Source organism: Blautia sp. KLE_1732_HM_1032 (genome assembly GCF_025147905.1).
Taxonomy (GTDB): Bacteria; Bacillota; Clostridia; order Lachnospirales; family Lachnospiraceae; genus Blautia_A; species Blautia_A fusiformis.
The window spans coordinates 311,228-326,735 of the sequence record NZ_CP102266.1 but is presented as its reverse complement, the minus strand read 5'-3'; the positions used below and the strand labels follow the sequence as shown (position 1 = coordinate 326,735).

General features: G+C 46.6%; 14 protein-coding genes and 1 tRNA gene. 10 read left to right on the top strand and 5 right to left on the bottom strand.

Features of this window, described 5'->3' with window-relative positions; all coding sequences use genetic code 11:
* Positions 1–695 precede the first annotated feature (695 nt).
* From NQ489_RS01480 to trmB, 4 genes are all read right to left on the bottom strand, one after another.
* Positions 696–768: transfer RNA gene (locus tag NQ489_RS01480), tRNA-Lys, on the bottom strand.
* Between the two features lie 94 nt (positions 769–862).
* The gene (locus NQ489_RS01475) at positions 863–1,036 is read right to left on the bottom strand and encodes a hypothetical protein (protein WP_156906934.1); all 174 of its coding nucleotides are present in this window, start codon (positions 1,034–1,036) and stop codon (positions 863–865) included.
* A 114-nt stretch (positions 1,037–1,150) separates the two neighbouring features.
* Complete coding sequence (locus tag NQ489_RS01470) at positions 1,151–2,479, bottom strand: MATE family efflux transporter (protein WP_021652380.1); 1,329 nt, start codon at positions 2,477–2,479, stop codon at positions 1,151–1,153.
* Positions 2,480–2,489: 10 nt separating this feature from the next.
* Positions 2,490–3,146 (bottom strand): tRNA (guanosine(46)-N7)-methyltransferase TrmB, encoded by a 657-nt coding sequence (gene trmB / locus NQ489_RS01465; RefSeq protein ID WP_021652379.1) that lies wholly within the window; start codon positions 3,144–3,146, stop codon positions 2,490–2,492.
* Positions 3,147–3,758: 612 nt separating this feature from the next.
* Here trmB and NQ489_RS01460 point away from each other — a divergent pair.
* From NQ489_RS01460 to NQ489_RS01415, 10 genes are all read left to right on the top strand, one after another.
* Entirely contained in the window at positions 3,759–4,079 is a 321-nt protein-coding gene (locus NQ489_RS01460) for a hypothetical protein (RefSeq protein ID WP_021653134.1), read from the top strand.
* Between the two features lie 19 nt (positions 4,080–4,098).
* Entirely contained in the window at positions 4,099–5,142 is a 1,044-nt protein-coding gene (locus NQ489_RS01455; RefSeq protein ID WP_021653135.1) for a V0D/AC39 family V-type ATPase subunit, read from the top strand.
* Positions 5,143–5,160: 18 nt separating this feature from the next.
* Entirely contained in the window at positions 5,161–7,101 is a 1,941-nt protein-coding gene (locus NQ489_RS01450) for a V-type ATP synthase subunit I (RefSeq protein WP_044962505.1), read from the top strand.
* 67 nt (positions 7,102–7,168) lie between these two features.
* Complete coding sequence (locus tag NQ489_RS01445; RefSeq protein ID WP_015525392.1) at positions 7,169–7,600, top strand: ATP synthase subunit C; 432 nt, start codon at positions 7,169–7,171, stop codon at positions 7,598–7,600.
* Position 7,601: 1 nt separating this feature from the next.
* On the top strand, positions 7,602–7,910 hold the full coding sequence (locus tag NQ489_RS01440; protein WP_021653137.1) for a V-type ATP synthase subunit F: 309 nt from the start codon (positions 7,602–7,604) through the stop codon (positions 7,908–7,910).
* Between the two features lie 12 nt (positions 7,911–7,922).
* A complete protein-coding gene (locus NQ489_RS01435; RefSeq protein ID WP_021653138.1) occupies positions 7,923–8,510 on the top strand; it encodes a V-type ATP synthase subunit E in 588 nt (195 codons plus the stop codon).
* Positions 8,503–10,272 (top strand): V-type ATP synthase subunit A, encoded by a 1,770-nt coding sequence (locus NQ489_RS01430; protein WP_021653139.1) that lies wholly within the window; start codon positions 8,503–8,505, stop codon positions 10,270–10,272. The genes NQ489_RS01435 and NQ489_RS01430 overlap by 8 nt, the downstream gene beginning before the upstream one ends.
* Before the next feature lie 15 nt (positions 10,273–10,287).
* Positions 10,288–11,670 carry a V-type ATP synthase subunit B gene (locus tag NQ489_RS01425; protein ID WP_015525388.1) on the top strand — a complete coding sequence of 461 codons (1,383 nt, stop codon included), beginning with the start codon at positions 10,288–10,290 and terminating at the stop codon, positions 11,668–11,670.
* A gap of 12 nt (positions 11,671–11,682) precedes the next feature.
* Positions 11,683–12,306 (top strand): V-type ATP synthase subunit D, encoded by a 624-nt coding sequence (locus NQ489_RS01420; protein ID WP_021653140.1) that lies wholly within the window; start codon positions 11,683–11,685, stop codon positions 12,304–12,306.
* A gap of 830 nt (positions 12,307–13,136) precedes the next feature.
* Positions 13,137–14,468, top strand: coding sequence for an MATE family efflux transporter (locus NQ489_RS01415; protein WP_021653143.1), 1,332 nt, complete (start codon positions 13,137–13,139; stop codon positions 14,466–14,468).
* Between the two features lie 237 nt (positions 14,469–14,705).
* On the opposite strand, the gene nagB is transcribed toward NQ489_RS01415, so the two are convergent.
* Positions 14,706–15,449, bottom strand: coding sequence for a glucosamine-6-phosphate deaminase (gene nagB, locus NQ489_RS01410; protein WP_015525385.1), 744 nt, complete (start codon positions 15,447–15,449; stop codon positions 14,706–14,708).
* Positions 15,450–15,508 lie beyond the last annotated feature (59 nt).

Here is a 15,508-nt window from a genome sequence, read left to right as displayed (position 1 = left end):
ACCTGTTCATATGACGTTGTGTACCACATCCATCCTCGTTCATTTCCCCTCCGGATTTTTATGCTATGGTTTATTATACCGTATCGGCTTAAAAAAGTCTTATTTATTTTCACTATTTTTGTACAAATTTCAGAATTTTCTATCCTTACAAGCCCCACCGACTGCTATTGCTTTTCGCCCCCCCCCGCAGGGGACTTACTTGATTCGAGTCAAGCGGATATTCGCAATCCGCTTCGCTACGCGGCTCTACACCGAATAACTGCTTCGCAGTTTATCAGACTTTATAAGATATTTAGACTTTCCTCACAAATTTTTAAAACGCTTCTCACAGTTCCATCACATTTTGACGGTATATTATTAATCAAATAAAGCACAAAGCTTTTTCATCTTATAGATCATTACTTATTTTTCTTTTCATACTCTGCCGGGTCCCTTCCAAGACCCGGCCCTCCTTTTTATCTTCTTACAAACTCCCATAGTATACCATCCTTTCTTTATTCAAAAGGATCTATACCTATAATCATGGTGTCTATATTAGACATTCTGATTCTATCTGATGATCGACATTTTCATCTCGGTCCATTTCCTCCAGATCACTCCGTCCAGACAAAACCTCAAAACCCCTGAAGCCCGCATAAACACAACAAAAAAACACCGTCCCCGCAGCTCTATATCTGCAAAAACAGTGCCTTTAGTGCGTCTTCAGGGGTTCGAACCCTGGACACCCTGATTAAGAGTCAGGTGCTCTACCAACTGAGCTAAAGACGCTTATTTAATTATTTGTCTTTCGTTTTTTGTTTCGTTCGTTCCTCAAGACATGTTGTATTATACGTTATGATTTGCGGAAAGTCAACACCTTTTTTTAATTTTTTTTATTTTTTTCTTTTTTATTTTTTATATCTTCATTTGATGCAATTTTGTTCAGTGATTTTTCTATTTCTGACAGCGAATTTCTGATCTGGGCAGCCTGGCTGTTAATGCTGCGGCTTACCGTATGGAGATTCTGCTGCATGGATCTGAATTTTCTTTTTTTCAAAACTTATGGCCTCCTGCTTTGCGCAAATACCTTTCCAACATCACGGATATTTTATTATATGAAAATATCCTGATCTGTTTCCTGATATTTGCGCAAAGTATTTAAAGCGGACTCTTAGAAATCCACTTTTTTCCGCCAGCGCCATACCAGCACCACCGCCAGCACTGCCGTAAGGAAATCCGAGATTGCCTGAGAAGCCAGAACGCCATAATACCCTGCCACCTTAAGAGCGATCATCAGTACAACCGCAAAGACCACTCCCTGTCTGCTCACTGATAACAGAAAAGCTCCCATAGCCTGTCCTGCAGACTGAAACGTACAGGTGCTGATCAGCACGATTCCCATACACAACATTCCCGCCAGCTGCAGCCGAAGCATCAGCGCGCCATTTTCCACAACGGAAGGATCGCTCATAAAGATCTTTACCATCTGCGGGGCAAAAAATCCAAGTACCGCCATCAGTACAAGCGCCATTCCTCCCTCAAGAAGATATGCAAACTTCAAAGTTGCTTTCAACCTTGTGCGGTTTCTCGCGCCGTAATTGTATCCGGTCAGCGGCTGTCCACCAAAGGCAAAACCAACCAGGACCAACGCAGCGATCATATTAATTTTCATAACGATTCCCATAGCTGCAACCTTATCGTCACCAAATCCCAGCAACGCGCGGTTTGTCAACGCAATTCCGATGCTCTGCATCAGATTAGTAACAGAAGCCGGAATACCAATGGCAAAAACCGCTCCTATCTCCGACCTGGAAATGTGAAATCCCCTGGGATCCACAGAAAGATTTTTGCTCTTTTTAATAAGAAACCATACAAAGAAAATATCGGTACAAACATTTCCGATCACGGTCGCTGTAGCTGCGCCGGCCGCACCCCAGCCCAGTACAAAGATCATGATCGGATCCAGAATAATGTTTACAACTGCGCCAAGTACAGAACCAACCATCGAAGCCGTCGCAAATCCTTCTGTTCGTAACTGATTGGACGGTGTCAGCGCAACAATGATAAACGGCGCCCCCAGTGCAATACAGGTATAATACTGTGACGCATACTCCCAGGTGGCCTCGCTTGCACCCAGAAGTCCCAATACCAGACTTCTGAAGATCATCAGTACAGCCGCAACTGCAACACCGCTGACGATCGCGCCATAAAAGCTGAATACGCTGATCCGCTTTGCGTCCTCGTATCTTTTTTCTCCAAAAAGCCTGGAAATAAAAGAACTGCCGCCAAGTCCGAAAATATCTCCCAGCGCGATCATCAGGGTAAAGATCGGTGATCCAAGGGCAACCCCCGCCACCAGATCCGTATTGCCGGTTCCTGCGATAAAATACGTATCTACCATATTATAAACAAGCGAGATAACCATACTGAACACAACCGGAAGTGCCAGCTTAAAATATGCCTTTGGTATAGGATACTTTTCAAAAATTTCTTCCTGCATCTTATTCCCTCTATTTCTGTCTGATCACCATTTTACAGATCGGATTTCCCATAGAAGAAAACTTCTCCTCATATTCCGTCATGACATTTCCCTTCACCAACTCCTCATCATGATGAAGATCAAAGGTACACACCTCCAGATTCCAATCGGAATCCCTAACCTCTTCCAGGGAAAACTCAAACAGACCACGGTTATCTGTCTTAAACTCTACAGTTCCTTCTTTTTTCAAAATCTTCTCATATCTTGCCAGAAATTCCCTGGACGTAAGTCTTCTCTTTGCATGACGCGCCTTCGGCCACGGATCCGAAAAATTCAGATAGATCCCATCAACCTCATCCTTCTCAAAAATCTCCGGCAGCAATCTTGCATCCACCCGGATAAAAACAAGATTGGAAAACTCCTCTCCTGCCGCTTCCAGTTCCTCTCTCTTCTGCAGCGCCCGAAGAAGCACACTGTCATACATCTCAATTCCCACAAAATTTCTCTCCGGATGAAGTCTTGCCATATCCATCAGAAAACGCCCCTTCCCCATACCAACTTCCAGAAAAAGCGGTCTCTTCACTCCAAAAACCTCATTCCACTTTCCTTTAAACCTCTCCGGCTCATCAATTACCCACTCACAATCCAAAATAGCATCCTTAGCACCCGGAATATTTCGTAATCTCATAAACAACCTCCAATAATCTTTCCATAATAATGTCTCAATGATTCTTATCAAACAACATTCCAATACTCAACTATACATGTAACCCCCACCCCGCCGCAAGCAAAAAATAAAAAAATCCTCAACCAAGCAACAGCAAAAACGCCTCGCCGTCCACCCCAACACCACCGCATCCTCTCAAACCCAACCAACCAGGCGACAGCAACGCGCCTCGCCGTCCACTTCCAACACCATCCGCATCCTCTCAAACCCAACCAACCAGGCGACAGCAACGCGCCTCGCCGTCCGCATCCACATACATCGGCTCAACCTCACACATCCAACACCGCAGCATACATACACAAGTCAACAACCTCACACCGCCACAACCAAGAACTCCTAAAAAAAGCCCGAGGGGTGTGCAGAGGGGCCGTGGCTTTACGGCCCCTTTGCGGTTTTCATTTTTTCCCAAAACTCAATCATCGTCTAATAAACAAATTTCTTTTTTTCGTCTCTTTTTGAACATATTTATTCAATAATTGCAAAAAATTTAACAATTTTTTAGTTGTTTTTACCATAAAAAAGGTGTATCATATAAAAATCAATTATAAACAATAAACAAACAAGGAGGGCGTTATGGAACAAATCCTAAATAAGCTTTCGGAAATCGAAGCTACAGCCAATGCCATCATGCAGGACGCTGCGCGACAGAAACAGGCTCTCTCGGAAGAAGCAGAAAAACAGACGAAGGAATTCGACGCTTCACTTGAAAAAGAAACCAGCGACGAGATCCGGAAGATCCGTGAAGATCTGGCCCGCGAGAAAGACGCCCGGATCAATGAGCTTCGTGCAGAAACCGAAGACCAGCTATCCAGGTTGGATGCCTATTACGAAGCCCATCACGAAAGTCTTTGCAGTGAGCTGTTTCAGAAAATAACAGGCATCACCGAAACCTGAAGGGAAAGGAAGTGATTCAATGGGCTCTGTCCTCTCATACAGCGGACTCTCCACCAAGATCCGCGCCATGCAGAGCAGGCTTGTGACAGATGAGCAGCTGGAAGAAATCGTTCAGCTTCCCAATGTCCCCCAGGTAACAGCCTACCTGAAACGGACTCCCGAATATCAGAATATCTGGTCCGGTCTCGATGAAAATGATCTTCACCGCGGACAGATAGAAAAACTCCTGAAGAAATCCATCTTCCTGAATTTTTCAAGGCTTTACCACTTTGCAAATCAGGAACAGCGAACGTTCCTGTCGCTTTACTCGAAGCGTTATGAGATCCGCGTCCTGAAAGAAATCATGACGAATCTCTTTGACCACCGGGACACCGATCCCGTGGATATTTCTCCCTACCGCGATTTTTTCAGACATCATTCCAAGCTGGACATTGACAGGCTTACCGCCTGCACCAATATGGATGAATTCATTGCGGCACTGAAGGGAAATGATTTTTTTATTCCGCTGTCTCAGGTCAACGAACGTGGAAATGCCACGCTTTTTGACTTCGGCATGGCACTTGACCTTTCGTATTTTTCACAGATCTGGAATGTGCGGAAGAAGCTTTTCAAAGGTAACGATCTGAAACAGATCACCAAGGCTTACGGTGAAAAATTCGATATGCTGAACCTGCAGTTCATCCAGCGCTCCAAACGCTGCTTTCAGATGGAACCGGCTGCTATTTACGCATTGCTGGTCCCCATGAACTACAAGCTCCGCAAAGAGGAGATCACCACCCTTGTGGAGGCCCCTACACCAGAAGAGTTCCGTCGTATCTTCAATGGAACTTATTATGGTAAGAAATACGAACAGCTGACCGTCGCCAGTCTGGAAGAATTTTATAACTATATTCTTCGCAGCATACTGGAACAGGAAGCACGCAAGGATCCCTATTCCGTAGCAGTCATCTATTCCTATTTATATCACAAAGAACATGAAGTCAACCGTCTGACCATTGCCCTTGAATGCGTGCGCTATGGCGTGGACCCAGAACAATCCCTGCGTTATATACGCAACGGTTAATAACCAGGAGGTAGCAACGTGATTGAAAAAATGAATTTTCTGAGCATCACCGGTCCCAAGGCAGATATCGACCGGGTTGTAAACACCTACCTGTGCAAGTACGAGATCCATCTGGAAAACGCTCTCTCAGAGCTGACCACAGTAGAAAGTCTGACGCCTTTCCTGGATGTCAACCCCTACAGAGATGCCTTAAATTCCATCAATACCATTTATGAGGAGCTGAAAACTCCTCCGTCCACTTCTAACAGAAGCCCGGGTATTGAAACAGCACTTTCCACAGTAAAGGAGATCCGCTCCCAGGCGGATCAGCTCCAGAAGGAACAGTCCGAACTGGAAGAAAAATGTTCCTCTCTGGAAGAATCACTGCGGATCATACGTCCCTTCCGAAATATTGATTATGATATTTCATCCATACTTCATTTGAAGTATATCCATTTTCATTTCGGACGTATCGAGAAACAGTATTATGAGAAATTCAAGAAATATATTTACGACAATCTGAACACGATCTTCCTTAAATGCGATGAAGATGACCAATACGTCTGGGGCGTTTACTTCGTACCGAAGCATGATGCGCACAAAATTGATGCCGCCTACTCTTCTATGCACTTTGAAAAGATCTTTGTGCCGGATAATTATACCGGAACTGCCCAGCAGGCATTTTCAAGCGTAAGCAAACAATACGAGGATGCTCTGAAGCATCTGGAAGCACAGAAACAGAAATACCAGAGATTTCTTGCGGATCAGGCAGAAACCATCGTTACCGCCAGAAACACACTTCTTCAGTTTTCCAGAAATTTCGATGTCCGGAAAGCGGCAGCCTGCACCGGAAAGCATGAGAATTTCTATATTCTCTGCGGATGGATGACAGAAGCCGACACCAGAGCTTTTCAAGCCGATATCTCATCCGACGAAAAAATCTTCTGCCTGGTAGACGGAGAAGATACCAATACGCCGGAGCACGACCAGAACCATCAGCCGCCGACCAAGCTGAAAAACCCGAAGCTTTTCAAGCCCTTTGAAATGTATGTAAAAATGTACGGACTTCCCGCCTATGGCGAGATGGACCCTACCTGGTTTGTTGCCATCACCTACTCCTTTATTTTCGGAGCCATGTTCGGTGATGCAGGACAGGGACTCCTGCTCTTTATCGGAGGATTGCTCCTGTACAAGCTGAAGCATATCGATCTTGCCGGAATCATCAGCTGCGCCGGAGTCTTTTCCACATTTTTCGGTCTGATGTTCGGAAGTATCTTTGGATTTGAGGATGTCATACCTGCTCTGTGGCTACGGCCTGTAGACAGTATGACGACCATACCTTTTATCGGAAAACTGAATACCGTATTTATCGTTGCCATCGGCTTCGGCATGGGAATCATCCTCCTGTGTATGGTTTTCAACATCATCAATTCCTTTAAGACGCATGATGTTGAAAAAACCTGGTTTGACACCAACGCTGTGGCAGGACTTGTATTTTATGGCTCCGCAGTTCTCTGCATCGGACTCTTTGTATCCGGGCATGCAGTTCCGGGTGGTGCAGTCCTTGCCATTATGTTTGGTTTACCGCTGCTTCTTATTTTCTTCAAGGAGCCTCTTACAAACCTGGTAGAAAAAAAGGCCGAGGTTATGCCAAAAGAAAAAGGCATGTTTATCGTACAGGGTATCTTTGAACTGTTCGAGGTTATCCTGAGCTACTTTTCCAATACACTCTCCTTCGTGCGTATCGGTGCTTTTGCAGTCAGCCACGCAGCTATGATGGAGGTTGTACTTATGCTTGCAGGCGCGGAGAACGGCAGTCCGAACTGGATCGTCATCATTCTCGGAAACCTGTTCGTATGCGCTATGGAGGGCCTGATCGTAGGTATCCAGGTACTCCGTCTGGAATATTACGAAATGTTCAGCCGTTTTTACAAGGGTAGCGGACGGAAATTCGAGCCGTTCTGTTCAAAAAACAAATAAAATGCCAGAGTCGGAACGCATTCTGATCCGGGCATTCAATTAAACGAATATTAAGGAGGTCATCATCATGACAGTCATTACACAGATCACAATCGCAGTTGCACTTGTACTCAGCATCATTCTTCCATTTGGTTATTATCTTCTCGGCGAAAAAAGCCGCGGCCGCTACAAAACAGCTCTTGGTGTCAACGCCTTTTTCTTCTTCGGGATCATGCTTGTTGCCATTGCAGTAACATTTGCAGGCGGAGCTTCCGTACAGGCTGCTACAGGCGCTGACGCAGGCCTTGCAACAGGTATGGGTTACATCGCAGCAGCACTTGTTACCGGACTTTCCTGTATCGGTGGTGGTATTGCCGTTGCCAGTGCGGCAAGCGCAGCACTTGGAGCAATCAGTGAGGATCAGAGCATCCTTGGTAAATCTCTTATCTTCGTAGGTCTTGCCGAAGGTGTTGCTCTTTATGGACTGATCATCTCCTTCATGATCCTGGGTAAACTTTGATATGAAAATGTATCTGATCAGTGACAATATTGATACTCTGACAGGAATGAGACTGGCCGGTGTAGAGGGTGTGATCGTTCATGAGCACGACGAGCTGAAGGAAGCTCTGGAGCGCACCATCGCAGACAAAGAGATCGGAATCATACTCCTGACCGAAAAATTCGGTCGGGAGTTTCCTGAGATCATTGATGATGTCAAGCTTCATCACAAAACACCTCTCATCATTGAAATTCCTGACAGACATGGTACCGGCCGCAGACCTGATTTCATTACATCTTATGTAAACGAGGCCATCGGATTAAAATTATAGGCAGGTGATATTATGACAATTGAAGAGAAGCTTAAACACTTCTATGACACCTCCGTGGACGAAGCACGCCATCAGGCGGAAAAAGATGTCCGGGAACACAAGGAAGCCCTGGATGCCGCACTGGAGGAACATAAAAAAATGTCTCTGGGAAATGCTGCCAGTTCCCGCAAAGCCGAGATCGCAAACGCAAAGCGTGAGATCAACAAGGCACTTTCCGCAGAGCAGCTTCACATCCGGCGAAACTGGACTGCCAGACAGAGCCGCTTAAAAGAAAAACTTTTTGCAGATGTCCGGGTACAGATCCTGAAATTCATGGAATCTCCCCGCTATGAAGAATATCTTTGTACAAAGATCGAGGAAGCTGTCTGCTTCGCGGAACACGATGAGATCCAGATCTATCTTTCAAAAGAAGATGAACCCCGTCTGAAATCTCTCACTGTAAAGACCGGTTTCCCGCTGAAGGTTTCCGATGAATCCTTTATCGGCGGGATCAAGGCGATAATCCCTGAAAAAAATATCCTCATCGACAATTCCTTTGAGGAAGGCTATCAAGCAGCTTACAGAGAATTCAAATTTGACGGAGGTCCAGCACATGAGTAAAACAGGTATTATCTACGGTGTTAACGGTCCTGTTATCTACCTCAAGGGCGACACCGGCTTCAAGATCTCCGAGATGGTCTATGTAGGCCCCGAAAAACTGGTTGGAGAAGTCATCGGTCTTAAGAAACATATGACGACCATACAGGTTTTTGAGGAAACTACAGGGCTGAAACCCGGAGAAACTGTTATCGGAACAGGAGACGCTATTTCCGTTCTCCTTGGTCCGGGAATCATCCACAATATTTTTGATGGTATCCAGAGACCTCTGGCAGAGATTGCCCAGGCCTCTGGAAAATATATTTCCCGTGGTGTCAGCGTTGACTCTCTTGACACAGAAAAAAAATGGGAAACCCACATTACCGTAAAGGAAGGTGACGTCATCGGTGCAGGCACGGTTATTGCCGAGACACAGGAAACCGCCTCCATCCTTCACAAATCCATGGTTCCGCCTACGATCACACACGGAACCGTTATCCATGCAGCTCCTGACGGTGCCTATACCGTTCTGGAGCCCATTGTTACCATCCGCCTTGATGACGGAACTGAAAAAGAACTGGCACTTGCCCAGAAATGGCCGATCCGTGTTCCACGACCGACCTACAAGCGTTTCCCGGCCAGCGTTCCGCTCCTTACCGGTCAGCGAATCCTGGATACCCTTTTCCCTATTGCCAAGGGAGGCACTGCCGCAGTTCCCGGCGGATTCGGAACAGGAAAAACCATGACACAGCACCAGATCGCCAAGTGGTCTGACGCAGATATCATCATCTATATCGGCTGCGGCGAGCGTGGAAACGAGATGACACAGGTTCTTGAGGACTTCAGCAAGCTGATCGACCCGAAATCCGGAAATCTGATGATGGACCGTACCACACTGATCGCCAACACCTCCAACATGCCGGTTGCAGCCCGTGAGGCTTCCATCTACACAGGTGTTACACTTGCGGAATATTACCGTGATATGGGTTATGATGTAGCGATCATGGCAGACTCCACATCCCGATGGGCCGAGGCTCTCCGTGAGCTTTCCGGACGTCTGGAGGAGATGCCTGCAGAGGAAGGCTTCCCTGCATATCTGGCAAGTAAGCTTTCCGCCTTCTATGAGCGCGCGGGAATGATGCAGAACCTGAACGGAACAGAGGGTTCCGTATCCATTATCGGTGCAGTTTCCCCTCAGGGTGGTGATTTCTCCGAGCCGGTCACACAGAATACCAAACGTTTTGTCCGCTGTTTCTGGGGACTGGACAAGGCTCTTGCCTATGCCCGTCACTTCCCTGCCATCCAGTGGCTGACCAGCTACAGCGAATATCTGGAGGACCTGACTCCCTGGTACAGAGAGCATGTCTCCCCGAAATTTGTCTACGACAGAAACCAGATCATGGCGATCCTCAATCAGGAAAGTTCTCTTATGGAAATCGTAAAACTGATCGGAAGCGACGTTCTTCCGGATGACCAGAAACTGACACTGGAGATTGCCAGGGTTATCCGTCTGGGCTTCCTGCAGCAGAACGCTTTTCACCAGGAGGACACCAGTGTCCCAATGGAAAAACAGTTCCTGATGATGGAAACCATCCTTTATCTCTACGAGAAATGCCGTGCCCTTGTAAACCGTGGCATGCCGGTTTCCGTACTGAAAGAGGATAATATCTTCGAACGTATCATCGCCATCAAATACGAAGTTCCAAACAAAGAACTGGAACGTTTTGATGAGTATCATAAAGATATCGACCGCTTCTACGACAACGTACTGGAAAGAAACGGTTAAAGGAGGGATCAGTTTATGGCAATCGAATATCTTGGCCTGAGTGAAATAAACGGCCCTCTTGTTGTCCTTGAGGGTGTCAAAAACGCATCTTACGAGGAGATCGTGGAATTCCACATGGAAGACGGCACACAGAAGATCGGCCGTATCGTGGAAATCTATGAGGACAAGGCTGTTATCCAGGTTTTTGAGGGAACTGATAATATGTCCCTCGGCAATACACACACACGTCTTACCGGACATCCTATGGAGATCGGGCTTTCCCCGGAGATCCTGGGACGTACCTTCAACGGTATCGGCCAGCCCATTGACGGACTTGGCGAGATCACACCGGAAGTCAGCCTGAATATCAACGGACTTCCGCTGAACCCGGTAACCCGTGAATATCCGCGAAACTATATCAACACCGGCATCTCCGCCATCGACGGACTGACCACCCTGATCCGCGGCCAGAAGCTGCCGATCTTTTCCGGAAACGGTCTTCCTCATGACAAGCTGGCTGCACAGATCGTTCAGCAGGCTTCCCTTGGCGCAGACTCCGATGAGAAATTCGCTATTGTTTTTGCAGCAATGGGCGTTAAATACGACGTAGCCGAATTCTTCCGCAGGACCTTCGAGGAAAGCGGTGCTTCCGACCACGTTGTAATGTTTCTGAACCTTGCCAACGATCCGGTTGTAGAGCGTCTTCTGACACCGAAGATCGCCCTCACAGCCGCTGAATATCTTGCTTTTGAAAAAGGCATGCACATCCTGGTTATCCTGACTGACATCACCTCCTTCTGCGAGGCTATGCGAGAGGTTTCCTCCTCAAAAGGTGAGATTCCTTCCCGAAAAGGTTATCCGGGATATCTGTACAGTGAACTGGCAACTCTTTACGAGCGTGCGGGAATCGTCCGTGGAGGCACCGGTTCTGTAACCCAGATCCCGATCCTGACCATGCCAAACGACGACATCACCCACCCGATTCCTGACCTTACCGGATATATCACCGAGGGCCAGATCGTACTGGACCGTCAGCTTCATGGACAGGCGATCTACCCGCCGATCAACGTTCTGCCGTCCCTGTCCCGTCTGATGAAGGACGGTATCGGTGAAGGCTTCACACGTGCCGATCATCAGGATGTTGCCAACCAGCTCTTCTCCTGCTACGCAAAGGTAGGCGATGCAAGAGCTCTGGCATCCGTTATCGGTGAGGATGAGCTTTCTCCGCTGGATAAGCAGTACCTTGTATTCGGAAAAGCCTTCGAGGCAGAGTTTGTAGGACAGTCAGAAACAGAGAATCGAAGCATCATCGAAACTCTGGATAAGGGCTGGGAGCTTCTTGGCCTTCTTCCAAGAGAAGAGCTCGACCGTATCGATACCAAAGTTCTGGATCAGTATTACAGAGAAACCGTCCGTTAGTGAGGTGATTTTATGGATCCGAATACCTTTCCCACCAAGGGAAATCTCATACTTGCAAAAAACTCTCTGGCTCTTTCCAAACAGGGCTATGAGCTTATGGACAAAAAGCGTAATATCCTGATCCGTGAAATGATGGAGCTGATCGACCAGGCAAAGGATATCCAGACCCAGATCGATGAGACTTTCCGCACTGCCTACGCTGCTTTGCAGAAAGCAAACATGGAGATCGGAATCGCTTTTGTAGATCAGATCTCCCATACCGTTCCTGTGGAAAATTCCATCCGGATCAAGACCAGGAGTGTCATGGGAACTGAGATCCCGCTTGTGGAATACGATAAAAAAGCCGGCAATACTCCTACCTACGCCTACTACAGCACCAAGCTGTCCCTGGACGAGGCCAAAGCCGCCTTCGAGCGTGTAAAGGAGCTGTCTATCCAGCTCTCCATGATCGAAAACGCCGCCATCCGTCTTGCCACCAACATCAAAAAAACCCAGAAGCGTGCCAATGCGCTGAAAAACATCACCATCCCCAGATACGAAACTCTCACCCGAGATATCACCAATGCTCTGGAAGAAAAAGAGCGTGAAGAGTTTACACGTCTGAAGGTGATCAAACGTATGAAACAAAATAGTTAAAAAAATCCTCCGCAGATCTTTCCGGTTCTGCGGAGGATTTTTTGGTTATCCACATTTATCCACACCTGAAAATGACTTTTCAACACCTTGCAGTGATCGTTTTAACTGGGCACTGTTCTTTTTTATCCTCATTTCCATACATCCGATAGTCCCCTTTTTAAATAGATTAGTTTTTCAAGAATTCATTTACTATTATCTGATTATTTGTTTTTATTCTTTTATATTATGTCTTTTTTGCAATAAATTTTATGATATTTAGAATTTAAAAATGTCAATAGTTTTAAAAACTTTTTTCCCATTTTTTACAATTTTATCATTTTACACAAAACATATGTTTAAATTTATTTATGTAAATCAGGTCATCCACATGGTTATCCTTGTGGATAATGTGGATAAATTTGTGCATAACTTGATTATTGGCGGATTTGCGGATTTTTGTCATGTGGAAAACTTTTTGGAAAGTTTTTCACTTATCCACCATGGTTCGACAAGTTTTGTGCATATTGCCAGAACGACCTTTTCAGGGCTGATATTGCCCGTATCCGCACGCACCTGTCTAATGTTGCCAATCCTCTCCGATTTTATATCAAGCCTTTCTTTTTGCAGCTTTTTATGGTGTTTCTCCTGCGTGCGGTCTTGACATCAGCACTGTTTTTTGTTAATGTGAAAACACTAAAACAACGTGTGGATTTTTCAGTTTTGAACTTTTTTCGCCACACAATCTGTCCGATTCGAGAAGACAGATTGTGTGGCTTTTATTATGCACAAAAAACACGCTCTGTTTTCCGCACCTGATATTCTTACGATTCTGATATAAAGGGGGATTTTTCATGAACAGCACATTTATGAAGGAAAAGCCTGTCGGCCCGCTGCTGGCATCCATGGCGCTGCCTATGGTCTTTTCCATGCTTGTAAACTCACTATACAACATTGTGGACAGCTTCTTCGTGGCACAGATCAGCGAGCAGGCCATGACCGCCCTGTCCCTTGTCTATCCGGTCCAGAACATGATCAACGCCATTGCCATTGGCTTCGGAATCGGAATCAACGCCAGAGTTTCCTATCACCTTGGCGCAGGCGACAAAAAAATGGCAGACACTGCCGCAACCCACGGATTTTTTCTGTCTGTGATCCACGGGATCCTGATGACCGTGATCAGCATCGCTGTTATGCCCGTATTCCTTCAGATGTTCACCCAGGATGAAACCGTGATCCGGATGGGGCTGGAGTATTCTACCATCGTTTTCCTGTTTTCCACAGTAATTGCCATCAGCCTTTTCTTCGAAAAACTTTTCCAGGCTGTAGGACGGATGAAAGTATCCATGCTCGCCCTGCTGGTGGGATGTATCAGCAACATCATCCTGGACCCGTTCCTGATCTGGGGAATCGGCTTTTTCCCGAAGCTGGGTATCCGGGGCGCAGCTCTGGCTACTGGCATCGGCCAGGTGCTCACCATTGCGGTCTATATGGTCTTTTATATCCTGAAGCCTATTCCTGTACGTGTAACGCCCAAAGCCCTGAAAACAAGCAAAGAAACGGATCTGAGCCTGTATGCCATCGGTGTTCCCGCGATCCTAAACCTGGCACTGCCATCGTTTCTGATCTCTTTTCTGAACTCCGTGCTGGCCGCTTACTCGGACAGCTATGTGGTGATCCTTGGCATTTATTACAAACTGCAGACCTTCCTGTATCTCCCGGCCAACGGAATCATCCAGGGAATGCGCCCGCTGATCGGTTATAACTTCGGTGCCCGCGAGATGAAGCGTGTGAAAAAAATCTTCCGGCTCACCCTGGAATCCAGCTGTGTGATCATGCTCTTTGGAACCGTTATCTGCCTCCTGGCATCCGGACAGCTTATGGGACTTTTCACAACTACCCCGGAAACCATTGTCGCTGGCTCCAGAGCACTGAAGATCATCAGCGCCGGCTTTCTTGTTTCTGCTGTATCCGTTACCACTTCCGGTGCCATGGAAGGCCTTGGAAAAGGCACGCAGTCCCTTGTAATTTCCCTTTTCCGCTATGTGGTCGTTATCATGCCCACCGCATATCTTCTGTCCCATTTTATGGGTCCTGATGGCGTATGGAACGCATTCTGGATCACAGAGGTGTTTACAGCCATCGTTTCTGTCATGATTTATCACAAAACGTTGAAAAAAGCCTGAGAATGCAAATGTCCGGCCCACCGGCCTGTTTGCAGCCACCTGCAGGTTTACGTCCCGAAAGCACAAAAAGCTTCGATCCACTCTCTGAGCACATCGCTCATCGATGAGAGTTAGATCGAAGCTTTCTTTATTAACCAAATCAGGAAAATCCCATGAGTGATCCCTGATATCCTCTTGACTCAAACGGATATCCGTGATCTGCGTTCATTTAATTCGCGGAAATTTCCTCTGTATCTCTTACAGCAGTCCCTTCTCACGGATCAGCTTTAAAGCGCCTTCATCGGCCACTACCGTCACATCCGGGTGAAGCTGCAGGATAGATGCCGGCACGTTGGGCGTAATCGGTCCGTAGAGAGATTTGTAAAGAGCATCTGCCTTTGCCTCTCCGGTAGCGACCAGAAGGATTTTCTTTGCAGTCATGATGTTTTTGATACCCATGGTATATGCCTGCTTCGGCACATCATCCATAGTCTCAAAGAATCTTGCATTTGCCTTGATGGTGCTCTCCGTAAGGTCTACGCAGTGAGTCTCCTTCTCAAATGCTGCACCCGGCTCGTTGAAGCCGATGTGACCGTTTCCGCCGATTCCAAGCAGCTGCATATCGATACCACCCACGCTGCGGATGATCTCATTGTAATCCGCACAGGCTTTCTCACTGTCCTCTTCCAGTCCGTTTGGCACATAGGTTCTTGCCTTATCGATATTTACATGGTCAAACAGATTTGTGTTCATAAAATAACGATAGCTCTGATCGTTATCTCCGGAAAGTCCTTTGTATTCATCAAGATTTACGGATGTGATCTGCGAAAAGTCCAGATCTCCTTTTTTGTACCACTCGATCAGCTGCTTGTACATTCCCACCGGTGTGGAGCCTGTAGCAAGTCCGAGAACGGCATTTGGCTTCATGATGATCTGTGCAGACATGATATTCGCTGCTTTTCTGCTTACGTCATAGTAATCTTTTCCTGTATAAATGATCATAATCTTTTCCCTTCTCCTTATGGTAAAAAAGAACAACCGGATAACTAAGATTCACATAT

What these genes read in the sequence shown, in the direction of transcription:
- NQ489_RS01455 (WP_021653135.1), top strand. Translation starts at nt 4,099, where the DNA reads ATGGGCTCTGTCCTCTCATACAGCGGACTCTCCACCAAGATCCGCGCC.
- NQ489_RS01420 (WP_021653140.1), top strand. Translation starts at nt 11,683, where the DNA reads ATGGATCCGAATACCTTTCCCACCAAGGGAAATCTCATACTTGCAAAA.
- NQ489_RS01440 (WP_021653137.1), top strand. Translation starts at nt 7,602, where the DNA reads ATGAAAATGTATCTGATCAGTGACAATATTGATACTCTGACAGGAATG.
- NQ489_RS01445 (WP_015525392.1), top strand. Translation starts at nt 7,169, where the DNA reads ATGACAGTCATTACACAGATCACAATCGCAGTTGCACTTGTACTCAGC.
- NQ489_RS01415 (WP_021653143.1), top strand. Translation starts at nt 13,137, where the DNA reads ATGAACAGCACATTTATGAAGGAAAAGCCTGTCGGCCCGCTGCTGGCA.
- NQ489_RS01430 (WP_021653139.1), top strand. Translation starts at nt 8,503, where the DNA reads ATGAGTAAAACAGGTATTATCTACGGTGTTAACGGTCCTGTTATCTAC.
- nagB (WP_015525385.1), bottom strand. Translation starts at nt 15,449, where the DNA reads ATGATCATTTATACAGGAAAAGATTACTATGACGTAAGCAGAAAAGCA.
- NQ489_RS01435 (WP_021653138.1), top strand. Translation starts at nt 7,923, where the DNA reads ATGACAATTGAAGAGAAGCTTAAACACTTCTATGACACCTCCGTGGAC.
- NQ489_RS01425 (WP_015525388.1), top strand. Translation starts at nt 10,288, where the DNA reads ATGGCAATCGAATATCTTGGCCTGAGTGAAATAAACGGCCCTCTTGTT.
- NQ489_RS01460 (WP_021653134.1), top strand. Translation starts at nt 3,759, where the DNA reads ATGGAACAAATCCTAAATAAGCTTTCGGAAATCGAAGCTACAGCCAAT.
- NQ489_RS01470 (WP_021652380.1), bottom strand. Translation starts at nt 2,479, where the DNA reads ATGCAGGAAGAAATTTTTGAAAAGTATCCTATACCAAAGGCATATTTT.
- trmB (WP_021652379.1), bottom strand. Translation starts at nt 3,146, where the DNA reads ATGAGATTACGAAATATTCCGGGTGCTAAGGATGCTATTTTGGATTGT.